Origin of the sequence: Pseudomonas tremae (assembly GCF_001401155.1) — a bacterium.
GTDB lineage: Bacteria > Pseudomonadota > Gammaproteobacteria > Pseudomonadales > Pseudomonadaceae > Aquipseudomonas > Aquipseudomonas tremae.
On the sequence record NZ_LJRO01000366.1, the window covers coordinates 1 to 291 of the forward strand.

At 56.4% G+C, this 291-nt stretch carries 1 protein-coding gene and 1 pseudogene; one reads left to right on the plus strand and one right to left on the minus strand.

Going from position 1 to position 291, the window contains the following annotated elements; translation table 11 throughout:
• Positions 1–91 (plus strand): annotated as a pseudogene (locus tag ALO43_RS31890) (amino acid ABC transporter substrate-binding protein); the annotation flags it as partial.
• A 36-nt stretch (positions 92–127) separates the two neighbouring features.
• Here the strand turns inward: ALO43_RS31890 and ALO43_RS29365 are convergent.
• Positions 128–291: DUF2897 family protein (locus ALO43_RS29365; protein WP_083492216.1), on the minus strand; the 164-nt coding region annotated here is incomplete at its 5' end.

Consider the following 291-nt stretch of genomic DNA (forward strand, 5'->3'; position numbering starts at 1 on the left):
GCAGAAGTTGCGCGCGGACGGCGAGTTGGAGACGATCTTTCAGCCGCTTCATATCAAGGTGCTTTCGGTCAGCGCAGAGATCGGGAAATAGGCAGGGGCAGGTTTTCAGACTGCCACCCGGACTTATTTAACGGTCCTTGGCTTCCTTGGCGTCCATTTCGGCGTTGCGCTCATGGACGCGCTTGAGTTGTTCTTCGGTGAGGGGCAGTTTCTTGGCTGTATCGCGCAGCATCATAAGACCGCCGACGATCGAGCCGATGGCTACGAGCAGAATTAACCAGGCATACCAGG